Annotated in this window: 1 protein-coding gene; it reads right to left on the bottom strand. The window is 67.4% G+C overall.

Going from position 1 to position 1,144, the window contains the following annotated elements:
- Positions 1-101: 101 nt before the first annotated feature.
- Positions 102-1,144: toprim domain-containing protein (locus AC1DOC_RS34530; RefSeq protein ID WP_478131690.1), on the bottom strand; the 1,043-nt coding region annotated here is incomplete at its 5' end.

Raw genomic sequence — 1,144 nt, 5'->3', positions numbered from 1 at the left:
CGACAGGTTGGCGGGCCGATGGCTCGAAGAAACAAAAAAAGCGCCCAGCATTGCCGGGCGCTCTTTTTTGTTTCACCGACGCTGTCGGATTTCTTCAGCGATCAGACGTCGATATTCGCCGCCCGCAGCGCGTTCTGCTCGATGAACTCGCGGCGCGGCTCGACCTCGTCGCCCATCAGCATGGTGAACACGCGGTCGGCTTCGATGGCGTCGTCGATCTGCACGCGCAGCAGGCGGCGCACGGTCGGGTCCATGGTGGTTTCCCACAGCTGTGCGGGGTTCATTTCGCCCAGGCCCTTGTAGCGCTGTCGCGAGGTGGCGTTCTCGGCCTGGCCGATGAGCCACTTCATGGCGATGCGGAAGTCGGCCACCTTTTCTTCCTTGGCGCGTTCGCCTTCGCCGCGGCGGACGGTGGCGCCCTCGCTGCTCAGGAGGTTGCGGAAGGTGTTGGCGGCTTCGGCGAGCGCGGCGTAGTCGGCGCCGTGCACGAAGTCCTGCGTGAGCACGCTGCTCTTGATGTTGCCGTGATGGCGGCGGCTGATGCGCAGCAGCGGCTTGTCGGTGCGGGCGTCGAATTCGCTGCTTACCTCGGCCGGCACGCCGGTGGTGTTGAGCTCGCGCAGCTTGGCCTGCAGCGCAACGGCCGAGGCTTCGGCCGCGGGCGTGGTGTCGAGGTCGAGCGCCACGCCGTCGGCAATGGCGCGCAGGGCCTCGGCATCCATGAAGTTGCGCAGCCGCGCGATCACGGCTTCGGCCAGCTGGTGCTTGCGCGCGAGTTCGGCCAGCGTGTCGCCGGAGAGGGTGGTCGAGTTGGGGCCGCCGGTCTCGATGCTCGCGTCCTTCAGCGCCACCTTGAGCAGGAAGGCGTCCAGCGCGGGGCCGTCCTTCAGGTACTGCTCTTCCTTGCCGACCTTCACCTTGTACAGCGGCGGCTGCGCGATGTAGATGTGGCCGCGCTCGACCAGCTCCGGCATCTGCCGGTAGAAAAAGGTGAGCAGCAGCGTGCGGATGTGGGCGCCGTCCACGTCGGCGTCGGTCATGATGATGATGCGGTGGTAGCGCAGCTTGGCGACGTTGAAGTCGTCCGCCCCGCCGCCCGCGCTGGTGGCGCCGGCACGGCCGATGCCGGTGCCCAGCGCCGTGA

This window comes from Variovorax sp. 01T439_2, assembly GCF_056398445.1.
This window is presented reverse-complemented; position numbering and strand designations above follow the sequence as displayed.